This is a genomic window from Gilvimarinus sp. 2_MG-2023, assembly GCF_030547685.1.
Lineage (GTDB): Bacteria > Pseudomonadota > Gammaproteobacteria > Pseudomonadales > Cellvibrionaceae > Gilvimarinus.
This window is the reverse complement of the sequence record NZ_JAUOQM010000053.1, coordinates 154,513-155,074: the sequence shown is the minus strand read 5'-3', so window position 1 is coordinate 155,074 and position 562 is coordinate 154,513. Positions and strand designations below refer to the sequence as shown.

At 51.1% G+C, this 562-nt stretch carries 1 protein-coding gene; it reads left to right on the top strand.

The genetic code is table 11. From position 1 onward, the window contains the following. Positions 1-483 (top strand): phosphoglycerate kinase (pgk, locus tag Q4526_RS16415; RefSeq protein WP_215978211.1); only part of this gene is annotated, 483 nt, incomplete at its 5' end. Between the last annotated feature and the right edge of the window lie 79 nt (positions 484-562).

Below are 562 nucleotides of genomic sequence, written 5' to 3'. Positions count from 1 at the left end.
TCCCTGTACGAAAAAGACCTGATCCCCGAAGCTCAGCGCTTGCGCGATACGACCGAAGTGGTTTTTGCCACCGACGTGCGTACCACCAAAGAAGGCTTTAGCGACTGGAGTCACAACAGCAAAACTGAAGTTAAAGCGGCAAGTGAGATTCAAGCTGACGAAGAAATTATCGACTACGGTCCCGAAACGGCCGCGCGCGTAGCCGACATTATTAAAAACGCTAAAACCGTTTTGTGGAATGGTCCCTGCGGCGTGTTTGAATTCGACGCCTTTGCTCAAGGCACCGAAACCATTTCCCGCGCTATTGCCGACAGCGACGCTTTCTCGGTAGCCGGTGGTGGCGACACCTTGGCGGCTATTGATAAGTGGAACCTGGCCGATCAGGTAAGCTATGTGTCTACCGGCGGCGGTGCTTTCCTTGAGTTTGTTGAAGGTAAGCAGTTGCCAGCGGTGGCGATTTTGGAAGAACGCGCGAAGGGGTAGGTTTTTAACCTTTCAGTGTTTTTAAAAGGCGAGCTTTTTAGCTCGCCTTTTTTTATGATTTTTCTGCGTTCTGCGTTCT